This is a genomic window from Pseudomonas sp. LBUM1660 (assembly GCF_059695935.1).
In genome coordinates this window covers 22962-46884 of record NZ_CP166796.1, presented here as the reverse complement: position 1 = coordinate 46884, position 23923 = coordinate 22962, and the positions used below count along the sequence as shown (strand labels likewise).

Here is a 23923-nt window from a genome sequence, read left to right as displayed (position 1 = left end):
TATTTCACCAAATTTGGAAGTCTTTTTCAGAGTTTCCCTAACGGGCCACCCTCGATCAATGCGCAGCACAACCACCCCCCATTGCTTCTCATAACCGTGTAAGCGGTTTGGCGGGAGGACCGATGCGCACCTTCCGTGTCATTGAGTTGAGCAACTCTCTGGCATCAAGCGCATCGAACCATTCAGGCTCGATCACCGATTCGCGCATGGACTCGGATTCATCGCCTTCACGCACAGGCTTCTTCCGCTTTTTCGGTATAACCTGGTCAACCGCTAGTGGTGAGTTACTGGCATTCATCTGATCACCTCTCCCCCAGTCGGCGCAGCCTCAAAGTAAAGCGTTACGCCGAGAGCGCGAGCCACTTTGAGAATGGTAGAAAAACTTGGGTCTGCGTCAGTGGCAAGCAACCTGTACAGCGTTGTTCGCCGAATGCCGGTTTCTCGGGAGAGCTTAGTAAGTCCTTCGGTGCGAGCCTCAGCACCCAATGCGGCAGCCAGAAGACCAGGATCATTCTCGCGCATACAGTTTTGCAGATACAGCGCCAGTTCCTTTTTTGCTCGCCATTGCCCGACAACATCAAGGCCATTCGATTTTGTGTCGCGCATAGTGACCTCCAGAGGTCAAGCGCATCCGCATGTCCGCCCAGCGGGAGAAGCGTCTCGGGCCAGAGTCGGCGGGGATGCGCATAATAAAACACTAGACCTTCCGTCGCTATTTTTCAACATAAATGGAACTATTTCAGTAAATGTAAAAGCTGAACCCATTCGGCATCATTTCTAACCTTCTAATGAGAAACTCTTATGACCATAAAACTTCAGCGAGTACACCCGCCGAATGAACACTATCGCCATGGGATAGCCCGCAAGAGGTTATTGCTATAGGCAAACACGACGGCATCTGCGATTCAAAATCAGTTGGTGCAACATGCATCCAACCAGGAAGGCGCGCATCGACGACAAGCAATGCCATCGCGTTTCTCCTAAGGAAACTCCGAAAAAGACTTCCAAATTTGGTGAAATACGCGCCTCACACGAACCCAACGGTTGAGCCCCGATGAAACAGATGTCCTTCGCCGATGCCGAGTATGCCGGCAAACGTAAGCAGACCCGCCGCGAGCGTTTCCTGATCGAGATGGATCAGGTCGTGCCCTGGAAGGGTTTGATTACCTTGATCGAGCCGCATTATCCAAAGGGTGAAGGCGGTCGTCCGGCGTATCCGTTGCTGTCCATGTTGCGGGTTCATCTGATGCAGAGCTGGTTCGGTTACAGCGATCCGGCGATGGAAGAAGCACTTTACGAGACCACGATTCTGCGCCAGTTTTCGGGGCTGCATCTGGATCGAATTCCCGATGAAACCACGATCCTCAATTTCCGCCATCTGTTGGAAAAACATGAGCTGGCCGGCGGGATTTTGCAGGTCATCAATGGCTATCTGGGCGATCGCGGCTTGCTGTTACGCCAGGGCACCATCCTCGATGCCACGATCATTCATGCGCCCAGTTCGACCAAGAACAAGGACGGCAAACGCGATCCCGAAATGCACCAGACCAAGAAAGAAAATCAATATTTCTTCGGAATGAAAGCGCATATCGGTGTCGATGCCGAGACGGGTTTGGTGCATAGCCTGGTGGGCACGGCGGCCAATGTGGCGGACATGACTCAAGTCGATCAGTTGCTCCATGGTGATGAAACGTACGTCTCTGGCGATGCCGGTTACACCGGTGTAGACAAGCGTCCCGAACATCAGGGTCGCCAGATGATCTGGTCGATTGCCGCCCGGCCAAGCAGCTATAAAAAGCACGCAAAAAAGAGTCTGATCGGGCGCATGCGATGCAAGATCGAATACGCGAAAGCGCAGGTGCGGGCCAAGGTTGAGCCCCCGTTTCGCGTGATCAAGCGCCAGTTTGGTTATACGAAAGTGCGCTTTCGTGGCTTGTCGAAAAATATCGCGCAGCAGACAACGTTGTTCGCTTTGTCGAACTTGTGGATGGTGCGAAAACGGTTGATGGGCATGGGCGAGGTGCGTCTGTAATGCGGGTTAATCGCCCTGAAACAGCGCGATTAGAGGAAAGAACCGTGAATTAAGGACAAGAAGGTCTGATTTTCGACCGGCTTATGATTTTTTGAGCATCAAGTAGTGAGGGCATCAAAAATCCGTGGGTACTTCAGACCTTCCCTAATTGTTCGCGGGGGGGGGTACGCCCGGCAAAGTATTGGTATTGGACTGTTTCAGACCTTTACGTAGTTCGAAAGGCGCCACAGACCGATCTCAATCTAGCCTATAAATAGTTGACACTCAAGTAAACCAGCAAGGGCAGATCGCATCTGCCAGGTTGCGGTGAGCGACTGCGCCGAATATCCCCTGCAAGCACAGTGCATTGACACCCCGCTCCAATAAGTCTCACGCTGTACTCACGAATAGGTTTCGAACGGATGAAGATGATAGGCGAAATTATTATGAATCTAATTTGTTAGTTATACGCTGAAATAACTAATTTATCTAAGCCATTTTAAGTGGCAGTAAATGACTATAAACATATTCGCTTGGCATCCTTTTGCTTTACGCGTGCTTGCGCGAACAGTCTTAAATGCCTGAGTCGTATGAGGACTGAAGGCCAGTGTTATTCCAGAAGCTGACTGTCACGGTCTGCGCATTCGTTCCGAGGCAGCAGATGAAATCTAATTTTACAAAATCCGCCGCACGCAAATCGGATCTTCGCTAAATCGTGTGAAGTGGGGCCTAGGCTATACTAACTCCTGCGTAATAGGCCTTCGGCGCGACGAAATTGGTTGGGATTACCTCGGTGCTACCGACCCGATGCTTCACAAAACGAGCGACCGTGTATTAGCACGCGATTGCGTAAACATTAGTCCGTTGTACCTTCCGTCTAGTCAAGGCTCTTGGTCCTTGCGATCTTATCCACCTATTATGTTATCAATGTCCAAACCCGTCGTCCATTGGATGGGCGATAACCGCTCCCTGGACGACTGTCTGATTTAGCTCTTCCGATCTCACGAATTTTGCGTCAATGTTATTGCTGACAGTGCGTTCTCTTATGCGACCCCAGGAAGCGTCAGTTTAAGTCTTTAATGACTTTCTGGTGACGTTGTACGCGTCGTGCAACGCTACCAGTTAATTCAAATAAGCGCTTAGTATTCGCCATATGTTCAAGTGCTAGAAGATAACTCGCCCAGAAACGGGGGTTGAGATTGATTGAGTCTTTGTTGATGAGCAACGCGACTTAAAAAATACAGTTAAATATCAGAAATGTTTTGTGGAGATCTAACGAAATGAGCAAAAAAAAACCGTCTAAAATATACAGTGTTCCCCCGCTTACATCTTCAGCTGATTTTAGGAGTGATGAAGTAGGTGCTCCGGAGCATTTGAGTACTCTGCTATCCGGTGATCGGGCCGTAGTGGAGAATTCGTCGCTGGAGCAGGAAGCCACGGTCGCTATAGATGGATCAACGTCTGACGAACAAAAAACAAACAGGGCCAAAAGAAGCATTCAGAACGGCAGTGGCTCGATCCCGCAGCGTATTACTAGTCTTCTTCAAGAAACAGGGTTTACTAACAGTTCCATTGTCTCTGAAATCTTTACGAATGCGAGTAATTCGGAGGCGGTAAGAGGCGTACAGGGAAGGCCGTCAGCAGAAATAAATGTCGAACGACTCCTCAAAACCATTGAGTATGTGTCTGTCTTTATAAGCGGACTGGACTTCGCCTCGGCCCAAACTTACCGTCCGCTGCTGGATGGGCTGTGGGGCATTGCGGACGAGCTGTCCGATGTTTACGGGCAAATCAGAGTCAGCCAATACAAAGAGGCCGTTCACACACCGCAACAACCCACGGAGCCTAAAGAAGTCGAGGTGGAAACTGGGCCGCAAACCAATCCGCGGCAGGCCAGCATAGAGCGTTCTGCAGAGCATACCTTGCAACAGCTCGAAATGCTTTTCAGTCCTATTCTGGATCCCGCGGTGTTTGTTGATAATTACATCAAGGCAGGGATTCAACGCTATGACCAACAAAGCGGCACGACCACTCGATTGGTGCCAGACAGCGTTGTAAATGTGATTTACCGTCCCGGCCCCTACGACCCCAATACGCTGCCCTACAACATCCCCGCGCCGAGCAGCCTCACCGTCGATGTTCCGCTCCGGGACGTCGTTACGGGACACTATTTGTATGCTTTCAAGCAAGCGAGGGATTCGCTCGGCCGTCAGTACTCGTATCCCCTAACCACTTTTGAGCCGAGTGGACTAATCAATGCGCTGATGCAGGAAAATCTGCAAACCGTAATGGAACGCGCTTTGTCGACGTACGGCAATAATCCCGCCAACCGAACCGGGATGACGCAGATTTATCAGAACATGATAAAGCTGCGCAGTCTGGAGTATCTGGATGGCCCAAACAGAGACGCCGCATATCGACAAGCTGTGCAGGCGTTTCTAGCCGGAAATATCCAGGCCCATGAAGTGTCCTTTAAGGGGACTAAGCTGAACGGGGCATTCTTGATACGTTCCGGCTATGCGGGCGGTGTGCTTTTCAGTGTGGATCAACCCGGTTTTTTCCATGTGACTAGCCGGGAATTTACTTATAGGGGGATCGGGGAGTGGGTGACCGAATCAGTCTCTGATTTTCCTGAGACCACTGCATTTAAGGAGTGGCTTCTTGCCAAATTACCCAGTGTTACTGCGCAAGAATATAAAGACAGTCCGCTTTCAATATTCAGGACTACTGAGACATCAGACCTGATGGCCGTGCCGCCATCGGTGTACTTGACCCGTCCTTTTTCTTTTATTTCAAGCCCAAGCCAAAGCCAAGGCGATCTGGCCAATAAACTCTATGATGGCCTGATGAACCGCCTGGATTCGGACATTGATTACTTGGTGTTCAGTTCTTGGGAGCGAACGACCGGGTACTTACTGGAGGTGGCCAAGACAATTCTGACGGTTGTTGCGATTGCTTTGAATACCGCCATTCCCGGAACGGGGACCCTATTGAGCCGCATTGGGCTGTTCATGGCCAGCCTGGCCGTGGATGGTGCTTATATCGCTGCTAGCCTGACACAGGCGCACATAGCCGACAGGCCGGAAGATGCCGCAGCCTTCCGCGATGAAGCTATCTTTGCCGGCGTATTGAGTGGATTGGGGGCTATTGCTAACGGAGTTCCCTTGACCTCGCGGGGCTTTACCGAAGCCCTTGCCCTCTATCGGCAGACCAAGTTAGCAAAACACACGCTCATTCCTTCGGCATTGCGCAAAGTGACCTGGCCCAAACTGGCCGATGGAACCAAAATCGAATTGTTGGTTGACAGCATGAAGGACAGCGAACCTGCCCGCAATTTGGCACGTTTGAGCTCTCCCGGTGCGGTCGAGCACTCGATACGCCAGAATTTGTTATTGGATTCGTTGGGTTCGGTAAGGAACCGCTTCGCCTGGGGTGACCTTGCCCTCGAACAAGCTCAGGTTCAGCGGCGGTTGCAGTCAGACCTGGTTCGTTTGAGCGAGGTGAATGGTCACATCCGTGGACTCCTGGATTCTCCTCCCGTTGTACCACGCCAAACCTTGTTAGGCGACCCTGAACAAGTTGCCGCGAACTGGATAACGAGCAATAGCCGCTCCGCCGCCGACCCAGGGTCGATCACCGAATTACAAGGACGCATTAAGAATGCGCTTTCACAGAATCGCCAGGCAGATCTATTGCATATCGACACCATCGATCGCTTGCACAGTGCGGTATACCAGCCAACAGCAGGGCAAGTAGAGCGGGTGTTCCGCTCAAGCAGCGACCCGCTGTTCATGGGGTCGGATATCGCCCGCGTCGGTTTTGAAAAAGCTCTGGATGCGATCAAAATCAAGGTACAGGCCGGTCAGGTGGATATGGGTGAGGCACTCTTTGCCGCCATCGTCCGTTACCACCCTTATGGTGATGGCAATGGACGAACCGCACGCACCCTGTACGCGCTAGCGCAACTGAAAAAACAAGAGTCTTCCTTCAAGGCGCTGACTACACTGGCTGAAAATATGCTCAGTAGTCTTCCTTCAAGGGTTTAGGGTGATGGTGTCCACCTAATAATGAACTGACCCAAAAAGCTGGACGATTACATGCCATACCTATGCGGCCTGACTTCTGTATTCAACAGCACTCAGGCCGTTTAGCTAAGGAAACTCTGAAAAAGACTTCCAAATTTGGTGAAGTACGCACCTCACACGAACCGAACGGTTGAGCCCCGATGAAACAGATGTCCTTCGCCGATGCACCTATTAAAGAAAGTGTCCACCAACCAAATCCACTATTCTATCAAAATAGCAGATGGACTCCGGGATCATTGAGCCTTTGGTTTTAGAAAAGTTCGAAGCCAATGACAACGTATCTCACAGCACCTCAAAAGCGATGCGAATAGTAAGAAAATAATTGAAAGTTTCACCGTCATTAACTCCAAAACAAGGCAATGTTTTAGACCAACTAGCACGATTATATCCTTTGCAAGCACTGATTAAAACCGTCCTGAAAAACACAAACAATCATAGGTGACCTGCCCATCTACACGACCGAACGGCGCCACAACAAAAATATTCAACTACCTTGAATGTAAAAATCTAATCACCCTTAATGAAAACTTAATTAAAGCTTCCACCCACAATGAAAATATTGAAACGTACCGAAACAATATTGCCCGCAAAACCAAACAGTCAAGCCAGTCCATAATCAGACTATCAATTGAACACAGCTTCATTAATGAACGAGACTTGAATGCGCATCACTTGCAATCATTATCCTAGTCAAGTACCGAAAAAATCAAGCGACGCCCACCACTTTAAACTAAGGCGCAGGCGAGCAACCCACCATATAAATGCGCGTTTACTCGCATTCGAAACGGAAGCCACAAAATGGAAGGTGCTCAGTTACCAGGAATTAATGTGGGATGCGAAACACTGGCCGGAACCAGCATTCGATATTTATTCAACTGGGTTATACAACATGGAACCAAAAAGACAGTCGACGCTGGAGAGGTACTATTCGAAACAAACGCCAGTTCGATATTGGCTATTGAAACGGGGGCATGGCGGCTCTTGATGGGGGAGCACAAGGTGATCCGTATTATAGGGTCAGGCGGCATTATATCACTTGATTATCATCCCGCGCCCCCACGCAACCAGCTTCGTCGATATGAGGTAGTCTCGCGCTCAACTTATTATGAACTGCCAATGAAAAACATTCACCTGGCCGCATCGGATAAAGAGCTGTTTAATGGGCTGTTCGAATTCATGGCATGGAATGCTAGAAACATTTCTAAAAAATGGCTAATGCAATGTATGGGCGACAGCTACACGGAGGTTAAATCAGCGCTGGAATGGATGAGTGTTCTACCAGCTTCCATTCGAACAAAATTCACGGTGATTACATTTATTACCGATACCACCGGTGTATCTCGCTCCCATGCACTATCCATCATGAAATCATTAAAACAGGGAGGCTATATCAAAATGGACGGCGGATACCTCTCTTGTATTAATAGAAAGCTGCCTGATAAATACTAATGATGACGACTGCCGCCGCAAACACCTCCCGATGAGGACACTCAAATTTAGCTCTTCAACGCATTCAAATATTAATCACCCTGACGGCCCCGTTCAACCTTTCGGCGGGCCATCTAATTAAAGCTAAACTATTAGAATCCTCTAATACACGATTAAGCCACCAGCCCGCACATATTGGAAAATAAGCAGATCCGTGGATTGCTCGTACTGACCGTAGCCAGCTCCGGGGAGACTGGCCCAGATATTGCGACACTTTGAAATACTTTCTCGAAACCGACCATTCATAATATCTTGAATCGCACCCGGCTCACGAATCTGCCGGATAGCCACATGGTCCTGATTTTGCGGCGTGCCGACTAAATCCAGCGTTACCCTATAATAATCCAATATCGCTCCAGTAATTGATATTTCCCTGCGGCGGCGGATTTTATACCAAGCCTTGACAAAGTTACAAGCTTTCTTGGGTGATCGACATAACTAGGAAAACTCTGAAAAAGACTTCCGACTCTGATGAAATACTCGCCTCACACGAATCGAACGGTTGAACCCCGATGAAACAGATGTCCTTCGCCGATGCAGAATATGCCGGCAAACGTAAACAGACCCGCAAAGAGTTGTTCCTGATCGAGATGGATCGGGTGGTGCCCTGGAAGGGCCTGATGACTCTGATCGAACCGTATTACCCGAAGGGTGATGGCGGTCGTCCGGCTTATCCGCTGATGGTAATGCTGCGTGTTCACCTGCTGCAAAACTGGTTCGGCTACAGCGATCCAACGATGGAAGAAGCACTGTACGAGACGACTATTCTGCGCCAGTTTGCTGGGGTGAGTCTGGAGCGCATTCCCGACGAAACCACCATCCTCAACTTCCGTCGCCTGCTAGAAAAAAACGAACTGGCGACGGGGATTTTGAGCGTGATCAATAGCTATCTGGGTGATCGCTGCCTGTCGTTGCGCCAGGGCACCATCGTCGATGCCGCGCTGATTCATGCGCCGAGTTCGACCAAGAACCAGGAAGGCAAGCGTGATCCGCAAATGCACCAGCCCAAGAAAGGCAATCAATGGTACTTCGTCATGAAGGCCCATATCGGTGTGGATGATGAGTCGGGCCTGGTGCATAGCGTGGTGGGCACGACAGCCAATGTGGCCGATGTCACACAGGTCGATAAGCTGTTGCACGGCGAAGAAAACGTGGTGTGTGCCGATGCCGGCTATACCGGCGTGGATTAACGCCCTGAGCATGAGGGTCGCGAGGTCATCTGGCAGATTGCCATCCGGCGCAGCACTTACCAAAAACTGGGCAAGCGCAGCGTCCTGTACGTAAGCGATCCATCGCCTACACATTCAAAGCCGCCAGTTGAAGCCTGATGCTGTGCTCTTGATCTCTTTCAGGAGCCCGCAACCATGATGCGTCCCGACGCAAAAGTCGAAATAGTTTTTCTGTACCCCAAACCCGTGGACTTTCGAAAGTCCATCGACGGCCTTGCCGCGCTGGTCGAACTGGATATCAAAGTCGCGGTGTTCGACCCCGTGCTTTTTGTTTTCCTCAACAAGCCCCGCAACCGAGTGAAGATTTTGTACTGGGAGCGCAACGGATTCTGCCTTTGGCTCAAGCGCCTCGAATCTAGCGCTTCAAAACATCGCCTGATTTCACCGATGAAGCTATTGTCCTGACGGTTCAAGAATTGAACTGGTTGCTCGACGGTTTCGACTTGTGGCGTAACCGACCGCATCAAGTTTTGACCCCTCGATTCGTGGCCTGATTGGGTATAATCCGGCGATGAACTCGCTGCCTGAAAACCTTCCCGATGATCCTGTGCAATTCAAACAGATGTTGCTTGAGGCGTTTGAGTTGCTTGGCCGTCAGCAGGAAGTGGATCAAGCGTATCAAGTTCAGATCGTCGACTTGAAAGAACAGATCAAGTTGCTGCGTGACCGTTTATTTGGCCACAAATCCGAGCAGACGGTCGAAGCTGACACACCGCAATTGGCGCTGTTCAACGAAGCCGAAAGCGTTGCCGTGCTGGAAGACGGTATTGCCGAAGACGAAGAAGTCGTTGCCCCGACCCAATGCCGTGGCAAACGCAAACGCAAACGCAAACCGCTGTCCGCCGATCTACCGCGTATTGAAGTCGTCCACGAACTGCCCGAGCACGAACTGAGCTGCGTGTGCGGCTGTCGTAAACACGTCATCGGCGAAGAAACCAGCGAACAGCTTGAAATCGTGCCGATGCAGATCCGTGTGATCAAACACATCCGCAAGGTCTACGCGTGCCGTGGCTGTGAAACGGCACCGGTAACCGCTGACAAACCGGCTCAGATGATCGAAAAGAGCATGGCCAGCCCCGGCGTTTTTCAAGGTAGTTGTCGCGTCAACCGTCTAACTATGCCGCTCTTTTCTCAACCTGTTGCTCTCGATCCGGGTTCAACAACACGGTTCCGATCGGCTCCCAGTTACGTGTTCGACCCGACCACCGTTCCGGCTTTTTCTCTTTAGCTCGTTCGTACAGCTCATGTCGCCGGGCCAGGACCTGATGGTCCAGTCCTCGATGCCGCTCAGCCGGTGTGACGAAGCGGATACGGCTATGCCGGTGTTCGTTGTTGTACCAACGCATGAAATCCCTCACCCAAGCTCGTGCGGCGTCCAAACTGGCAAAGCCGTCCTGCGGCCATTGCGGGCAGTATTTCAGCGTTCTAAACAACGACTCCGAGTACGGATTATCGTTGCTCACCCGCGGTCGGCCCCGCGAGGGCGTGATTCCCAGTTCGTACATCTTGCTCAACAGCGTCACCGACTTCATCGGCGCGCCGTTGTCCGAGTGCAGCACCAGCGGCTCGCGTAAACACTGCTCGCCGATCACGCTGCGTTGCAGCAACGCGGCGGCTTTCTCGCCGCTTTCCGCGTCGTAGACTTCCCAGCCCACGGCCTTGCGGCTGTAAATATCCTCGATCAGGTAGAGGTAGTAATACTGGCCGCGTATCGGCGACGGCAGATACGTGATGTCCCACGACCACACCTGATTGGGCCCTTTGGCCGCATGCGTCGTCGGTGCGGCGTACCGCCTGGGGCGCTGACTACGGCCTCGATGTTGCTGTTGACCCGCCGCCCGCAAGACCCGATAAAACGTCGCCTCCGACGCCAGATAGCGCCCTTGATCGGCCAGGCGCGGCACGATCTGGCTCGGCGGCAGATGAGCGTACTCCGGGCTGTTGCACAGCGTCACAAGGGTCTGTCGCTCCGCCTCGTTCAGTGCATTTCGCGGCGTTGACCGTGTGACAGTCGTTCGGGCATCGGCCTGGATAACGTCTGTTTCAGTCCACCGTTGCAAGGTCCGCAGCGATAGACCGATTTCCCGGCAGGCCCTGATTTTTCTGGCTCCCGCCGCGACCGCTTCGCTCAGCCAGTCAACCAGTAAGTGCCGTTCTGGCAAAGACGTCAGTTGTCCTCGTTGTCGGTCCCCCAGTAGTCGTTGAGCTTTTTCCGCAGCACCAATAACGCGGCTGTTTCAGCCAGCGCCTTGTCTTTGCGGCGCAGTTCGCGCTCAAGTTCCTGGATGCGTTTCTTATCTTTACGAGACTGTTCGCGGTCTTCTATTTGCTGGGCTTTTTCCGACTTCTGGCCAGCGATAAACGCTTGTCGCCAGGCCGTGATCTGCTCGGGGTAAAGGCCTTTGCGGCGGCAATATTCGCCCAAGTCGATCTCGGACAAACCGGCGGCTTCAAGCACGACAGCAAACTTGGTTTCGGCTGACCAGTTCTCGGTCAACGGCTTGTTTTCGGACACTGCATTTCCTTCAGAACTGAGCTGCTTGCGCCAGTTGGACAAAGACATTTCGCTGACCCCTTCGCGCCGGGAAACCTCGGCCATCGACAGGTTCAGCGGGGGAAGCAGCATCTTAAGTAATGCGGCTCTGCGTTCAGGTGAATAGTACGGCACGACCAGTCTCTTTCCGCCCCCGATATGCTTTTTCAGGAAAAACCGGAGAGGCGACAACTATCCTGACACCGGGGGCCCTTGTCCGGCCATGGCTGCCAGAAGAGTACATCTCTCACGATCAGTACCCCGCACCTTGCGGTGCCTCGTCACATTGTCGAAAGCGCTCTTGATTCAGCCTTCTAGATTCACCCGGTGACACGGGTGGTTCCCTCCAAGAGGAACAACTTCTGTAAGCGACTTCGTGTCGCACCTCGGCCCAATTATTGTCAATGGGTACGGTACCGTCATCGAGATAGCGCGACAGCGCCGTCCAGCGTTTGAGGCTGTAATCCAGAGCCTTGCTAATAGCCAAGCCGTCGTGCACGAGCTGGCGCTGGGCAATCATCCAGGCATGCAAGGCGTCCATTACCAGCACGGCTTTTTCTTGGCGTATTTGAAGGCGTAAATCCGGTTCCAAGTCGCGGACGTCGCGTTCGATTTCATAGAGCAACTGGATGTAGCGCAAGGCCTGCTCGGCAAGCTAGCTCTTGTTGGTGGTGTGTAGCTCGAAAAACTTGCGCCGCGTATTGGCCATGCAGCCGATCTCGGTCACGCCCAGTTCAAAGCTGGCCTTGTAGCCGCCAAAATCGTCGCAGACCAGCTTGCCCTTCCAGTCTTGCAGGAAGTTGCGGGCGTGTTCTCCGGCGCGGCTGGGGCTGAAGTCGTAAACGACCGCCGCCAAGTCCGAAAACTGGCTGGTGGCGTAGGCCCAGACATAGGCTCGGTGAGTCTTTTTAGCACCCGGCGTGAGCATCTGCACCGGCGTTTCATCGGCATGGATCAAGCCATGTTCGAGGACAGCATTACGCAGGGCATCGACCAGCGGCTGTAACTGCACGCCACAGTTGCCGACCCATTGCGCCAGGGTCGAACGCGCGATAGCCAAACCGGCTCGACCAAAAATCGATTCCTGGCGATAGAGCGGTAAATGGTCGGCGAACTTCGCGATCATGACGTGGGCCAGCAGCCCCGCGGTCGGGATGCCTTTGTCGATGACCTGCGCCGGAGCCGGTGCCTGAATCAGTGTTTCGCACTGATCGCAGACCCACTTGCCACGGATATGACGCTCGACGGTGAACACGCCCGGCGTGTAGTCGAGTTTCTCGCTGACACCCTCGCCAATGCGCTTGAGGGCACAGCCGCACTGGCAATGGCTGTTGTCGGGTTCGTGGTGGATCAGGGTGCGCGGAAACTGTGGCGGCAAGGCGGCGCGCTTAGGTTTTTGCCGAGCCTCGGTCAACACGGGAGCAGGTTGCAGCGCCTCAAGCTCGGCTTCGATGGCCGCGATGTCAGTGTCGATCAGGTCATCGAGCAGGCTGGCTTGATCCGGGCTTAATTGCTCGCTGCGCTTGGCAAACTTGAAGCGCTTGAGCTGCGCGATCTCGTGAGCCAGCTTCTCGTTGACCGTTTTGTGGTGGTGGATTTGCTTGTCCATCGTCTCGATTTTTTGATCGAGACGTTCGACACGCTGCATCAACTGCGCCGCCAGAGCGCGCAGTTGTTCAGGGTTTAGTTGGTCGAGATTGGGCAGCGAAGTCATGCCGCCGATTTTGCCAGAACAGGCCAAAACCGACGATAGGCTCATCGGACAATTGCACGGCCAAGCTGGCCATGGCAAGCGTCACACGATTGAGATCGCGCTGTTTGGCCCGACTCGTTGCCAAGGTAAACCCAGCACCAGAGCGTGCAACTGCTCTGCGCCCAATTCCACCTGACTACCGTGTCGAGAGCCCGGCCAGAAAAACTTGCCTTGGTGCAGACGGCGGGCCGCTAGCCAGATGCCCAAACCGTCATGCACCAACACCTTGATGCGCGTGGCGCGGCGATTGGCAAACAGATAAGCACAGTGCGGCTGCGCCGCACCGAACACTGCAACCACCCGCGCCAGCGCGGTTTCGGTGCCGGCGCGCATGTCCATCGGCTCGGTGGCGAGCCAGATGGTGTCGATGCGGATCTCTGTGGCCTGCGCTCCCCGAGCAGTAATCTTCAACAACCGACAATTTCGTCTGCTCTGTGTACTTCTTCATGACATCCCCCGATGTTGATGTCCAACTTTCCGGGGTCAGATCAAATTTAAGTGCACACCATGTCTTGGCTTCGCCGAGCGGACTAGATGACTTTGCCGGACGGATACGCTTTATTTACAGCGACCCTCACCCAGCGAACACAAAAACTCACCTCTGGCTCTATGAGACAGGCGCATTTCGACAGGGAGTGATGAAAAAATAACGTCACGCGGTGCCAAGGCCGAGTCGAATCATCGACCAACCTTGGCGCAAGGTGCTGCTCTGCAAAGCACGACGCTCAGGTGTGGAAAATAGCGATTTTGGCAACATCGGGCCGGGCGGACTGAGGGCGCGAAGCCCCCAGTCCGTTTCGCCTCATCTCGGCTAGTTTCACTTCATCCCGCTTCAACCCGGTTAAAACCGCTTCAACCCACTTCAATAACGGCCTTTTGGGAATTATCTACAGCCAGATTCGGGAATAGAAAGATGGACGAGCCCCATGAAAGACAGGACACCGTTTCCCCCTTAAGATAAGGGATAGGCAAACGGTTATGTATATGACTAATAGTAGTGATAAGGGTGGGGGGCTGCTGGGCCAGGAGCGTCGTCGCCGTTGGAGCCCAGAGCAAAAGCTGGCGATGGTTCGCGAGAGTCTGCAACCAGGACAAAGTGTTTCGGTCGTGGCCCGGCGCCATGGCGTGAATGCCAACCAACTCTTCCAATGGCGCAAGCTTTATCAGAATGGCAGCCTCTCGGCGGTCAGTGCCGGAGAGACCGTAGTGCCGGCTTCTGAATTGGCCGACGCACTCAAACAGATCCGTGAGTTACAACGGATGCTGGGCAAGAAAACCATGCAAGTCGAGATCCTTCAGGAAGCCGTGGAGATTGCTCGGTCGCGAAAATGGATTGCGCACTCACCCTTGTTGCCGGGGGACGACCTGTGAAGCTGATCAGTGAAAGTCTCGGTGTAGCGCGCTCGCAATTAACGGTTCGACTCAAGCCAGCTGCACGGCCCGCAAGGCGTCGTCCAAGAATGGACGATGCCGCTTTGGTCAAAGAGATTCAGTCTGAAGTCAGTGAGTTGCCCAGCTATGGCTACCGCCGTGTGTGGGGTTTGCTCCGTCGTCGGCGCGAACAACAAAGTCAGGCGCCAATCAACGTCAAACGGGTCTATCGCGTGATGCGCGATCATCAGTTACTGCTGGAGCGTCGAATTAAACAGCCCGGAGTGGCGCGCCGCCATGAAGGCCGCATCGCAGTGGCCACCAGCGATACCCGCTGGTGCTCTGACGGGTTTGAGTTTCGCTGTGAAGACGGCGACAAGCTGAGCGTGACCTTCGCCCTGGACTGCTGCGACCGCGAAGCCATCGGCTGGGTGGCCAGCCCGACGGGGTACAGCGGCGACGATATCCGCGATCTGATGCTGGAAGCGGTGGAAACACGCTTCGGTGAAGAACCGCCTGCCACCCCGGTGCAATGGCTGAGCGATAACGGCTCGGCCTACATCGCTGAACAGACACGCCAGTTTGCCCGACAGATCGGTTTACAGCCGGTGACGACACCGGTGCGCAGCCCGCAGAGCAACGGCATGGCCGAGAGCTTCGTTAAAACGATGAAGCGCGACTACGTCGCGCACATGCCCAAACCTGACCGGGAAACCGCCTTGCGCAACCTGACGGTTGCCTTTGAGCATTACAACGAGGAGCATCCGCACAGCGCTCTAAAATACCGTTCACCGCGGGAGTTTAGGCGTTTGGCAGCGGCATCAATTTAACGGGGTATTGGTGTCCGGTTTAGCAGGGGCCAGTCCATCATGGATGGCGCCGACCACATGATGGTCGGCAGCTACATCCCTCACTGCTCGGCCAGCCTGCGCCGCTGGCAAGAGTCACAGGAGTTCAAGCGGCCACGGGTCTCCGTTCAGTTCCGAAGCGCCATAGGCATAAAAGCTCAGGCGGCGAGAGGCTGTGATTTTCGGGTCCAGTTGCCGGGGAAGACTGCCGCGTGAAATCCCACAACGCCAAGGAAACATCCACCCAATCCAATAGATCTTGTCGCGTGTAAGGGCACGTTAGCCATTCGTTCAACGCATCCGCAGTGTCGGTGACTTGCTGAGGATCTACGGCAGGCATTGGAAGAGGCATGGTCTTTACTCCGCGTGAAAAGGGGTTACCACAGAATGATCAGTGGACGAAAGATCTGCAACTCGCGCCTACCAACGTTCACCGCAGAGCACACTCCGAACATCCCCACCTGAGCCCATCGGATAGCAGGGTATCTGGTAGAACCGAGCCTGTTCTGCGCTCACCCAGTAGTCAAAAATACAGAAGCACCGCGCGCCAGCAAAGACGGCCCGCTATACGCATGTGCGCACGGGCCGGCCCATATTCCACAAGTGCGAGTAGTTCGCGGGAGTGGACAGCAATTGAATGGATCAGGCAACTTCTAACCGGTCTAGCTCAACCTTATGCCTGCAATCTCTTTTTCGATATGACGCAGCACGGAGTTGATCGAGCCTTTGACCTTTTCGTCAGACACCTCCAGACGATTGAGCTCCATTTGTTCCATTTCCCAGGCGGCGAACCAAGGCTTTCAACTGGCGATACTTCAGAAGCTCCGGCGCCCACAGCTGAAGCTTTTCATCCTTTTCCCGGGCGAAGTCAGCGATCAACATGGCGTCGCTTTTATCGGTTTTGATCCGCGCAATTCGCTGCCAGCGTAGGCATGGGTCGTGGCCGGATTGACCTCGCAGACCCGGTAACCCTTGTTGTAGATGTCAGTACCGATGCAAAACTAACCCAATCCCAATCCCAATCCCAATCCCAATCCCAATCCCAATCCCAACGTAATCGTAATCGTAATCGCATCCTGCGACGCCAACCGCTCGACGACATCCGGCCGATTGGCGAGTACCGTCGAGGCCTCCAGAATCTCACCGCGCTCCAGAAGCGCAGTGACCAGTCCACAGGCGAGCATCACCCCCACTGAACTGCGCCGGCCGATATCCTGCTCCGCGCGCAGCAAGCTCTTGCTGAAAGCGGCCTCGGCCGGCGGCATACGTCCTTCGTACAAGTAGGTCATGCCCACGACCCACTCGCCATAGCCACGGATTCCGTCGAGCCCTGCGGTCCACGAATAGTGCGGCGCACGTTGAAAGAACCGCCGGGCTTTTGATCGTGTCCCTGGACGTGGTGTAACTCCCGTGTTCTTGGCTGTTGAGTTTGATGCCTCAGTTAATTATGGCTGATAGTTTAGCCGTGGGGTTGTCACTCACCGCCTGGAAGCCTTCCAGCTGCATGTAGCGCTTCTGCAGGCTCCATTCGTCGTTCTGCTCCAGTAGCATGGCGCCGACCAGGCGCACGATGGCGGCGTCGTTGGGGAAGATGCCCACCACGTCGGTTCGCCGCTTGACCTCGGCGTTTAAGCGTTCCAGTGGATTGGTGCTGTGGATCTGTTGCCGGTGGGCCTTGGGAAATGTCATGTGCGCCAGGACTTCGTCCTCGCTGGCATCCATCAGCTGGCTGATTTTCGGGTACTTTTCGCGTAATTGATCCGCCACGACACGCCATTGCCGGCGTGATTCGGCCTCATTGTCCTGGGCAAAGACCGTGCGCAGCAGGGCCGCCACCATGGTGCGCTGGCCTTTGCCCACATGGGCCATGGCATTGCGCATGAAATGGACCCGGCAACGTTGCCAGGTCGCGTTGAGTACCTTAAAGATCGCGGCCTTCAGGCCTTCATGAGCGTCGGAGATCACCAGCTTTACGCCCCGCAGTCCTCGCCGCATCAGGCTGCGCAAAAAATCCGTCCAGAACGGTTCAGCCTCCGAGGGGCCTACGCGCATGCCCAGCACTTCACGACCTCCGTCAGTGTTGACGGCCACGGCGATTATGACGGCGACCGAGACGATCCGTCCGGCCTCCCGCACTTTGACGTACGTCGCATCGATCCACAGATAAGGCCAATCTCCTTCGATGGGGCGATCCAGGAAGGCGTGCACACGCTCATCGATTTCGCCCGCGAGTCGTGAAACCTGGCTTTTGGAAATCCCGGTCATGCCCATGGCCTTGACCAACTCGTCGACCGATCGCGTTGAGACGCCTTGGATGTAGGCCTCCTGAATGACCGCGGCCAAGGCCTTTTCAGCGGTGCGGCGCGGCTCCAGGAAGCCAGGGAAGTAGCTGCCACTGCGCAGCTTGGGGATGCGCAGATCCACGTCACCGGTGCGCGTCTGCCACAAACGGTCCCGATAGCCGTTGCGGCTGTTGGTGCGCTCCATGCTCTTGATGTCGTAGCCGGCGCCGCACAGGCCTTCAACATCGAGTTCCATCATGCGCTGGGCGACAAATTGAATCATTTGCCTGAGCAAATCGACGTCAGCCCCTTTCTCCAGCAGCTCGTTCAGTGAGACAGTAGGTTTGGTCATCGTGGTTCTCCCGGTTCAGGTTAGGTCTTTGCAAACTCAACCTTAGCCAAGAACCACGGTGACCCACTTCTTTCGCCGCAAGGCGCCTTCAGCTGGTTTCAGTTACACCACTTCCAGGGACACGATCTCAAACGCGGTGTTCATGTCCATTGCCACCGCTTTGATCTGAGCACATCCCTCTGGCCCCAGCTCTTCGAAAAAGGGCCGAACCGCAGCCCGGCTGCGGCCTTCTCCGATCCACAGCACCCGTCGTGTATCCGCATCCAGCACCACGCTGGCGTAACGATGACCTTTGAACAGGGCGAATTCGTCCATCACCAGACGTCGCGGTTGTGCCTTTGGCAAAACGCTCAACGCCGCTTGTAAGGCTCGACGCTCCAACAACCGAACGGTGTCCCAATGCAGCCCAAACATCTGGGCCACGTGCAGGGTGGGAAGGCGCTCGCAGGCCTGAATGACCGCTTCGGCCAAGCGGCGCGTCATGCGCGCATAGCGATCCAGCCAACTGACGGCCTCCATGCGTTTGCCACAGTCGCGGCAGCCAACTCGTCGGAGCAACACGCACAGGCGTACTGCGCGACCGAGAATGGGCAGGTCACGAACGGTTCGCTCGCAATACTCATGGGTGGTTGAACAAGGTTTTTGGCAGCCGCCACAGGTAGGGAATCGGGTGGCGTGGGGAATCAGATCAATCTGTAGATCATCGCCATCAGGCTTGATCGTAACGACAGAAAAGCCCTCCCCAAAAGGAAGGAAAGTATTAATATCGTGCATAAGAACGCCGGTTTGTTAGATGTGTTTGCTCGCACGAACATCATCAATCAAATCGGCGTTCTTGTTTCTGTGTTTCCCGGGATTCCGTGAAGAACCTATTTAAAAGCCGGTTATTCTCGATGTATAGGAAACTCAAAGCTGTAACCCTCCCTATACATCAAGGCGGCGTTACTGTAGTGGTCTAATGAAACCGGACACCCATATAGGCGAGAATGCTCGCCAGATCGAGGTGTCAGATGACCAAACAACGCCGTTCCTTTTCCGCTGAGTTCAAGCGCGAGGCTGCCGACCTCGTGCTCAAGCAAAACTACAGCTACATCGAAGCCAGCCGTTCACTCGGCGTCGGCGAGTCGGCCCTGCGCCGTTGGGTTGACCAGGTTCAGAAGGAACGCCAAGGCGTTACTCCGCAGAGCAAAGCGCTGACATCAGAGCAGCAGAAAATCCAGGAGCTGGAAGCCCGGATCGCCCGCCTTGAACGGGAGAAATCGATACTAAAAAAGGCTACCGCGCTCTTGATGTCGGAAGATCACGAGCGTACGCGCTGATCAATCAGCTGAGCGTCCACGAGCCGGTTGATTGGCTGTGCCAAGTGTTTGAAATCAACCGCTCAAGTTACTACGCCCACCGCCTCAAGCGTCGAACGCCTGATGTCGAACGGCTTCGGCTACGCAGCCGGGTGAGCGAGTTGTTTTCGCAAAGTCGCAGTGCTGCCGGCAGCCGTAGCATTCTCTCGTTGATGCGTGACGATGGTGAGCAACTCGGTCGGTTCAAAGTACGCAGCTTGATGCGTGAGCTTGACCTCGTGAGCAAACAGCCAGGGTCTCATGCTTATAAACGGGCGACGGTTGACCGGTTGGATATCCCGAACATCTTGAATCGGGAGTTCGATGTCCCGGCACCCAACCAAGTGTGGTGCGGCGACATCACCTACATTTGGGCTCAGGGGAAATGGCATTATCTGGCTGTCGTGATGGATCTTTGCGCGCGCCGGGTGGTGGGCTGGGCGTTGTCGGAAAAGCCGGACGCCGAGCTGGTTATCAAGGCGCTGGATATGGCCTACGAACAACGAGGAAGGCCTCAGGGCCTGCTGTTTCACTCGGATCAAGGGTCGCAGTACGCGAGTCGTTTATTTCGCCAGAGGCTGTGGCGTTATCGCATGCGCCAGAGCATGAGTCGCCGGGGAAATTGCTGGGACAATGCGCCGATGGAGCGCGTGTTCCGCAGTTTGAAAACCGAATGGATACCGACTCTGGGTTACAGAACGGCCCAAGAAGCCCAGCGCGATATCAGCCATTTCTTGATGCATCGGTACAACTGGATTCGACCCCATCAATTCAACGGTGGGCTGGCGCCAGCTCGGGCCGAAGAAAAACTTAACGTCGTGTCCGGGATTAGTTGACCACTACAAAGTAATAAAAAATTTAATATGACATCCATATACAGGGAAGTCCAAGATTCACCCAGAAGAAGTCAGTATCATGAATGGTCCACTACCTTGCCAGTAATAGCACCCAAGCTTCTGTGGAAAAGAGGAAGTAAACTGGGCATTGAGCTGGCGGCCAGCGGGGCTGGTAATAAAATTCATTTTGTCATTGATGATTTGGATATACCCTCCGTCGTCAGAAAAGAAGGTGCTGGAGGTCAGTCCATCACAGCTAGTGAGCTGCGTTATGCGTATAGAAACAGAGAAAAATTGGTAGGAAAAATTCATTTCTATAAGGACAACGTCGAGACTGAGTCCCCATGGGTTGCAGATCCAGAACTGTGGGGATTTTATAACCCAGGAGCAAGTACTGGAGGAAGGGGAGCAGAGCCAAGCAGACGGCAAGGAGGTATAAGAGGTTTCTTTTCTTCATTAGGAAAAGCCATTAGAAGAAAAACTTAATCTTTTTACGTACACTGACTTTTGTCGAAGGGGGCGAAGCTCGTGTCCAAGACTGGCTGGTTGGATTTCGACCCACTTCTTTGAGCTCCTGCCCCTCGTATTTTGCAATATCGAGTCATAAAATTTAGCTTGCGTTTATGGCGCCATAGCGCGTTGCTCTCGCTAGCCTGTTGGCCTCATACGCCCGCCATCTCGTGTCGGCTTTACGTGCAGCAGAAACCGATGCTGGTGAGCTTTTTAACTGTCCGTTCCCCATTAGTATCCAGAATTAGATTTAGCTGTTTTGTAAGGCTCGAATGTAGCGGGTCCGAAAGTCTCATCTCAAATGTGAGCACCTTAATAGTGGGCCGCTGCGGACCTAAACGTCCTTTGTTTGCCATATTCGCTCCGGCTGCCACTGCGCCATCCAGTCGAGCACGGCCTTGGCCGGCATTGGTTGAGCAATACCAAACCCCTGCCCTAATTCACACCCTAACTGCAGCAAGTGGATGCTCTGAGCGGCAGTCTCCACACCTTCAGCAATCACCTCACGCTTAAAGGCGTTAGCTAGGCTGAGGATGGCTTGCAGGATGGAGTGGTTTTCCGAGTCATCAAGCATCCCCTGGACGAAGCTGCGATCGATCTTTAGTTGCGCTACCGGTAGACGTTTGAGGTAGGCCAGTGAGGAGTAACCTGTGCCGAAATCATCTAGCGCAAAAAGTACGCCTAGCGCCGCACAGGCCTTGATGGTACCCGACATCCTTTCGATATCCTCCAGTGCGCTGGTTTCGAGAATCTCGATCATCAACATCGCCGGTGGTACCCGCGAGTGAGATTTCAGGCGTTTGATCAGATTGCTCACAAAGTCTGGCTGCTGCAGTTGCTGGGCGCCGACATTGACGCTCACCGGGATTTGTACCCCGGTGGTCAGCCAGTCTTCGATCTGAATCAACACGCTTTCGATTACCCAGTCACCGATGGCTTCGGACAGCTGACTGCCTTCAATCAAGGGCAGAAACAAATCCGGTGCAAGCAGCCCATGTTCCGGATGCTGCCAACGCAGGAGAGCCTCGAGCCCCATCACATCGCCGGTGCGCATATTCACTTTGGGTTGGTAATAAAGCACCAGTTCGTTGTCATGTATCGCTTGATCAATTCGGTCCAGTCGAGCGTTGTGCCTACGCATATCCAGGTCATGTTGAGCGTCAAAGAAGTGAACCCGGTTCTTGCCCAGCAACTTGGCCTGATACATGGCTTGGTCAGCTTGGCGTAGCAGTTGATCGGCGCTAGCATCACCCTCTTGCGGAAAGTAGCTGACACCAATGCTGGCAGAAATTTGGATGTGTTCACTGTTGACCTGCATGGGCTCAGCGACCACTGCCATTAGACGGTCAAGGGTCCGCACACTGTCACTGATTTGTTGGATCTCGACAATGATCACCACGAACTCGTCGCCACTCAACCTGGACAGGGTGCAGCCTTCACGTAGGGTCTGTCTCATACGCCGTGCGATTGTGCTCAAAACGCGATCGCCTACATGGTGACCATGAGTATCGTTTACCACTTTAAATCCGTCTAGATCCAGATAGGCGATCGCCAACCGGTGCCCGCTGAGCCGCGCCAGGCCCATCGCCTGCTTCATGCGTTTTGCGAGTAGGACACGATTGGGCAAGCGAGTGAGTGGATCGTAATAGGCAATGTACTCCATCTGACGCTGGTGCTCGTGCAGTTCCGTGACATCGCTGAACAGCGACACGTAGTTTTGCACTTCCCCCTTAATATCGAGGATCGCGGTAATGGTTTGCCGCACCGCGAATAGTTCACCATTGCGCCTCCGGTTCCACATTTCGCCCTGCCAATGATGGTTCTCCAAAAGATTGCGCCACAACTCTCGGTAGCACTCAGGATCAGTCATTCCTGAAGCCAGAAGACGGGGGTTCTGGCCAATGACTTCGGTGCGGCTGTAGCCAGTGATTGTGCTAAATGCATCATTGACCTCAAGCACATCGCCAGTCGCATCCGTGATCATAATGCCCTCGCGGGCATGGGTGAACACGCTAGCGGCCAACATCAGGCGCGACTCGACTTTATGTCGCTCCGAAAGGTCAATCAAAGTGATACGAACCCCGGACTCCAAAACGTCGCGCTGAATACAATCCAGATGTGCATACCAACGGCTACCGTCACCACGGATCAGGGTTACTTCACACTGATGATGTGCATCGTCGCGACACGCCCGCATAAAAACCTGCTGCCAGCGCTCGCGGTCCTGAGCGATCACCTTGGTGCTGAAGCGTCGCCCTAGCAACCGTTCACGCGCGTGACCCAATAGTGACGACCCCGTCTGGTTTACGGCGCTAATTACGCCACTTACGGCTACTGTCAAGTAGCCTACCGGTGCGTGCTCATAGAGGTCCTGATACAGATCGCGAGAGGCTTCCAGCGAGATGTGCGCTATGCGCAGATCTTCGTTCTGCATCTCAAGTTCGATTTGGTGCACTCGAAGCTCGTGTAGCAGCCCGACCGGACGGCCATCCAACGGAGTACTGTCAGCAATCTGTTCTGCCCTGACTCTCAGTGGCTTAGCATCATTGGTTGGCTTTGTACTCATGAGTGTTCTCAGGGCGTTGGAAGATTGATCCGCATGGCTAACAAGATCAGGTGCGGTCGTGCACCGGATCCGGTTACACGCCGAGCATTCAGCGTGATCCTACGTGTTTCCCCTGCGGGAAAGTGTTGCTCCACTACAAAACCTTCAAAACTGCTGTCTTCCTTAAGGATAGTACCTAACTGATCCCTCAAGGCCTGGATGTTCCATTGGCCATCATCTAATTCGTAAAGTGTGCGGCCGACCGTAGCCATGATCGTAGTGAAAAAATTCTTAACATAAGAGCGGCTGGCCGAAATCACCTGTAACTGGTCATCAAGCACCAATAGCGGTTCAACAACCGTATCGATGATTGCCTCGGCCAGCTCCAGCGCAGCTTGAATGGCCTGATCATTGGCGACCCGTGCATTGATGTCGTGGAACGTCAACACAACGCCGTCAATTACATTGTCCAATGTTCGGTAGGGTGACAGCCTCGCCAAAAACCAACGACCGGAGGTGGTACATACCTCAACTTCATAGGGGATCAGGGTGTCGAGCACTTGCTGGGCGGGTACCAGCAAATCCATATTATCCAGGCACGATGTGATATCAGCCAATGGTCGCCCCACATCAGTGGAGCTCAAACGGAAAATCTTCACTGCGTCCCGTGTGAAACGACGAATTGTCAGCATTGAATTAAGGAAAATAGTTCCAATATGAGTGCTGTCGAGCAGATTCTTCAT

At 53.8% G+C, this 23923-nt stretch carries 18 protein-coding genes and 4 pseudogenes; 9 read left to right on the top strand and 13 right to left on the bottom strand.

All coding sequences use genetic code 11. The features are described 5' to 3' along the window. Positions 1-88: 88 nt before the first annotated feature. Positions 89-298, bottom strand: a complete 210-nt coding sequence (locus ACA068_RS29975) for a hypothetical protein (RefSeq protein WP_497310800.1) — start codon at positions 296-298, stop codon at positions 89-91. Beyond that, positions 295-606 (bottom strand): addiction module antidote protein, encoded by a 312-nt coding sequence (locus ACA068_RS29970; RefSeq protein WP_497310799.1) that lies wholly within the window; start codon positions 604-606, stop codon positions 295-297. The genes ACA068_RS29975 and ACA068_RS29970 overlap by 4 nt, the downstream gene beginning before the upstream one ends. Before the next feature lie 448 nt (positions 607-1054). On the opposite strand from ACA068_RS29970, the gene ACA068_RS29965 reads away from it, so the two are divergent. The 3 genes from ACA068_RS29965 (at position 1055) to ACA068_RS29955 (ending at position 7545) form a co-directional block, all read left to right on the top strand. Beyond that, positions 1055-2032 carry an IS5 family transposase gene (locus ACA068_RS29965; protein ID WP_497310714.1) on the top strand — a complete coding sequence of 326 codons (978 nt, stop codon included), beginning with the start codon at positions 1055-1057 and terminating at the stop codon, positions 2030-2032. Positions 2033-3291: 1259 nt separating this feature from the next. Further along, entirely contained in the window at positions 3292-6057 is a 2766-nt protein-coding gene (locus ACA068_RS29960; RefSeq protein ID WP_497310798.1) for a hypothetical protein, read from the top strand. Between the two features lie 837 nt (positions 6058-6894). Then, the gene (locus ACA068_RS29955) at positions 6895-7545 is read left to right on the top strand and encodes a helix-turn-helix domain-containing protein (protein ID WP_497310797.1); all 651 of its coding nucleotides are present in this window, start codon (positions 6895-6897) and stop codon (positions 7543-7545) included. Positions 7546-7686: 141 nt separating this feature from the next. Here the strand turns inward: ACA068_RS29955 and ACA068_RS29950 are convergent, their stop codons facing one another. Both ACA068_RS29950 and ACA068_RS29945 read right to left on the bottom strand, forming a co-directional pair. Next, a complete protein-coding gene (locus ACA068_RS29950; protein WP_497310796.1) occupies positions 7687-7932 on the bottom strand; it encodes a lysozyme family protein in 246 nt (81 codons plus the stop codon). Continuing rightward, positions 7914-8057: a hypothetical protein gene (locus ACA068_RS29945; RefSeq protein ID WP_497310858.1), complete on the bottom strand. Its 144-nt coding sequence runs from the start codon at positions 8055-8057 to the stop codon at positions 7914-7916. Before ACA068_RS29945 ends, ACA068_RS29950 begins: the two co-directional genes overlap by 19 nt. A 39-nt stretch (positions 8058-8096) precedes the next feature. Between ACA068_RS29945 and ACA068_RS29940 the strand changes: the two are divergent. The 3 genes and pseudogenes from ACA068_RS29940 to ACA068_RS29930 all read left to right on the top strand — a co-directional run. Continuing rightward, positions 8097-8909: pseudogene (locus ACA068_RS29940) on the top strand (IS5 family transposase); the annotation flags it as partial. A gap of 39 nt (positions 8910-8948) precedes the next feature. Then, positions 8949-9218, top strand: coding sequence for an IS66 family insertion sequence element accessory protein TnpB (gene tnpB / locus ACA068_RS29935; RefSeq protein ID WP_497310711.1), 270 nt, complete (start codon positions 8949-8951; stop codon positions 9216-9218). Between the two features lie 106 nt (positions 9219-9324). Further along, positions 9325-9897, top strand: a pseudogene (locus ACA068_RS29930) (IS66 family transposase); the annotation flags it as partial. 31 nt (positions 9898-9928) lie between these two features. Here ACA068_RS29930 and ACA068_RS29925 read toward each other — a convergent pair. From ACA068_RS29925 to tnpB (ACA068_RS29915), 3 genes and pseudogenes are all read right to left on the bottom strand, one after another. Next, positions 9929-11481 (bottom strand): IS3 family transposase gene (locus ACA068_RS29925; protein WP_497310712.1). Its coding sequence is split into 2 segments (ribosomal slippage): positions 9929-11019 and positions 11019-11481, totalling 1554 coding nucleotides; the frame shifts between segments, so codons are not numbered across the junction. A 250-nt stretch (positions 11482-11731) separates the two neighbouring features. Beyond that, a pseudogene (tnpC, locus tag ACA068_RS29920) lies at positions 11732-13060 on the bottom strand (IS66 family transposase); the annotation flags it as partial. A gap of 81 nt (positions 13061-13141) precedes the next feature. After that, positions 13142-13513 (bottom strand): IS66 family insertion sequence element accessory protein TnpB, encoded by a 372-nt coding sequence (tnpB, locus tag ACA068_RS29915; RefSeq protein WP_497310795.1) that lies wholly within the window; start codon positions 13511-13513, stop codon positions 13142-13144. 570 nt (positions 13514-14083) lie between these two features. On the opposite strand from tnpB (ACA068_RS29915), the gene ACA068_RS29910 reads away from it, so the two are divergent. Beyond that, a protein-coding gene (locus ACA068_RS29910; RefSeq protein WP_497310794.1) for an IS3 family transposase occupies positions 14084-15300 on the top strand; the annotation gives its coding sequence in 2 pieces (ribosomal slippage) (positions 14084-14429 and positions 14429-15300; 1218 coding nt in all). 756 nt (positions 15301-16056) lie between these two features. On the opposite strand, the gene ACA068_RS29905 is transcribed toward ACA068_RS29910, so the two are convergent. The 4 genes and pseudogenes from ACA068_RS29905 to ACA068_RS29890 form a co-directional block, all read right to left on the bottom strand. Further along, the gene (locus ACA068_RS29905; protein ID WP_497310793.1) at positions 16057-16200 is read right to left on the bottom strand and encodes a hypothetical protein; all 144 of its coding nucleotides are present in this window, start codon (positions 16198-16200) and stop codon (positions 16057-16059) included. A gap of 119 nt (positions 16201-16319) precedes the next feature. Further along, on the bottom strand, positions 16320-16607 hold the full coding sequence (locus tag ACA068_RS29900) for a hypothetical protein (protein ID WP_497310792.1): 288 nt from the start codon (positions 16605-16607) through the stop codon (positions 16320-16322). Between the two features lie 148 nt (positions 16608-16755). Beyond that, the gene (locus ACA068_RS29895) at positions 16756-17952 is read right to left on the bottom strand and encodes an IS256 family transposase (protein ID WP_497303600.1); all 1197 of its coding nucleotides are present in this window, start codon (positions 17950-17952) and stop codon (positions 16756-16758) included. A gap of 123 nt (positions 17953-18075) precedes the next feature. Further along, positions 18076-18726 (bottom strand): annotated as a pseudogene (locus ACA068_RS29890) (transposase); the annotation flags it as partial. A 236-nt stretch (positions 18727-18962) separates the two neighbouring features. Here ACA068_RS29890 and ACA068_RS29885 point away from each other — a divergent pair. Then, positions 18963-20125, top strand: a protein-coding gene (locus ACA068_RS29885; protein WP_497310791.1) for an IS3 family transposase whose coding sequence is annotated in 2 segments (ribosomal slippage) — positions 18963-19218 and positions 19218-20125 — 1164 coding nt in all. Because the reading frame shifts where the segments join, the coding sequence is not laid out codon by codon here. 96 nt (positions 20126-20221) lie between these two features. Further along, the gene (locus ACA068_RS29880; RefSeq protein WP_497310790.1) at positions 20222-20611 is read left to right on the top strand and encodes a hypothetical protein; all 390 of its coding nucleotides are present in this window, start codon (positions 20222-20224) and stop codon (positions 20609-20611) included. A 358-nt stretch (positions 20612-20969) separates the two neighbouring features. Here the strand turns inward: ACA068_RS29880 and ACA068_RS29875 are convergent, their stop codons facing one another. Both ACA068_RS29875 and ACA068_RS29870 read right to left on the bottom strand, forming a co-directional pair. Next, positions 20970-23090 carry a putative bifunctional diguanylate cyclase/phosphodiesterase gene (locus ACA068_RS29875; RefSeq protein ID WP_497310789.1) on the bottom strand — a complete coding sequence of 707 codons (2121 nt, stop codon included), beginning with the start codon at positions 23088-23090 and terminating at the stop codon, positions 20970-20972. Positions 23091-23209: 119 nt separating this feature from the next. Then, positions 23210-23923, bottom strand: coding sequence for a PAS domain-containing protein (locus ACA068_RS29870; protein WP_497310788.1), 714 nt, complete (start codon positions 23921-23923; stop codon positions 23210-23212).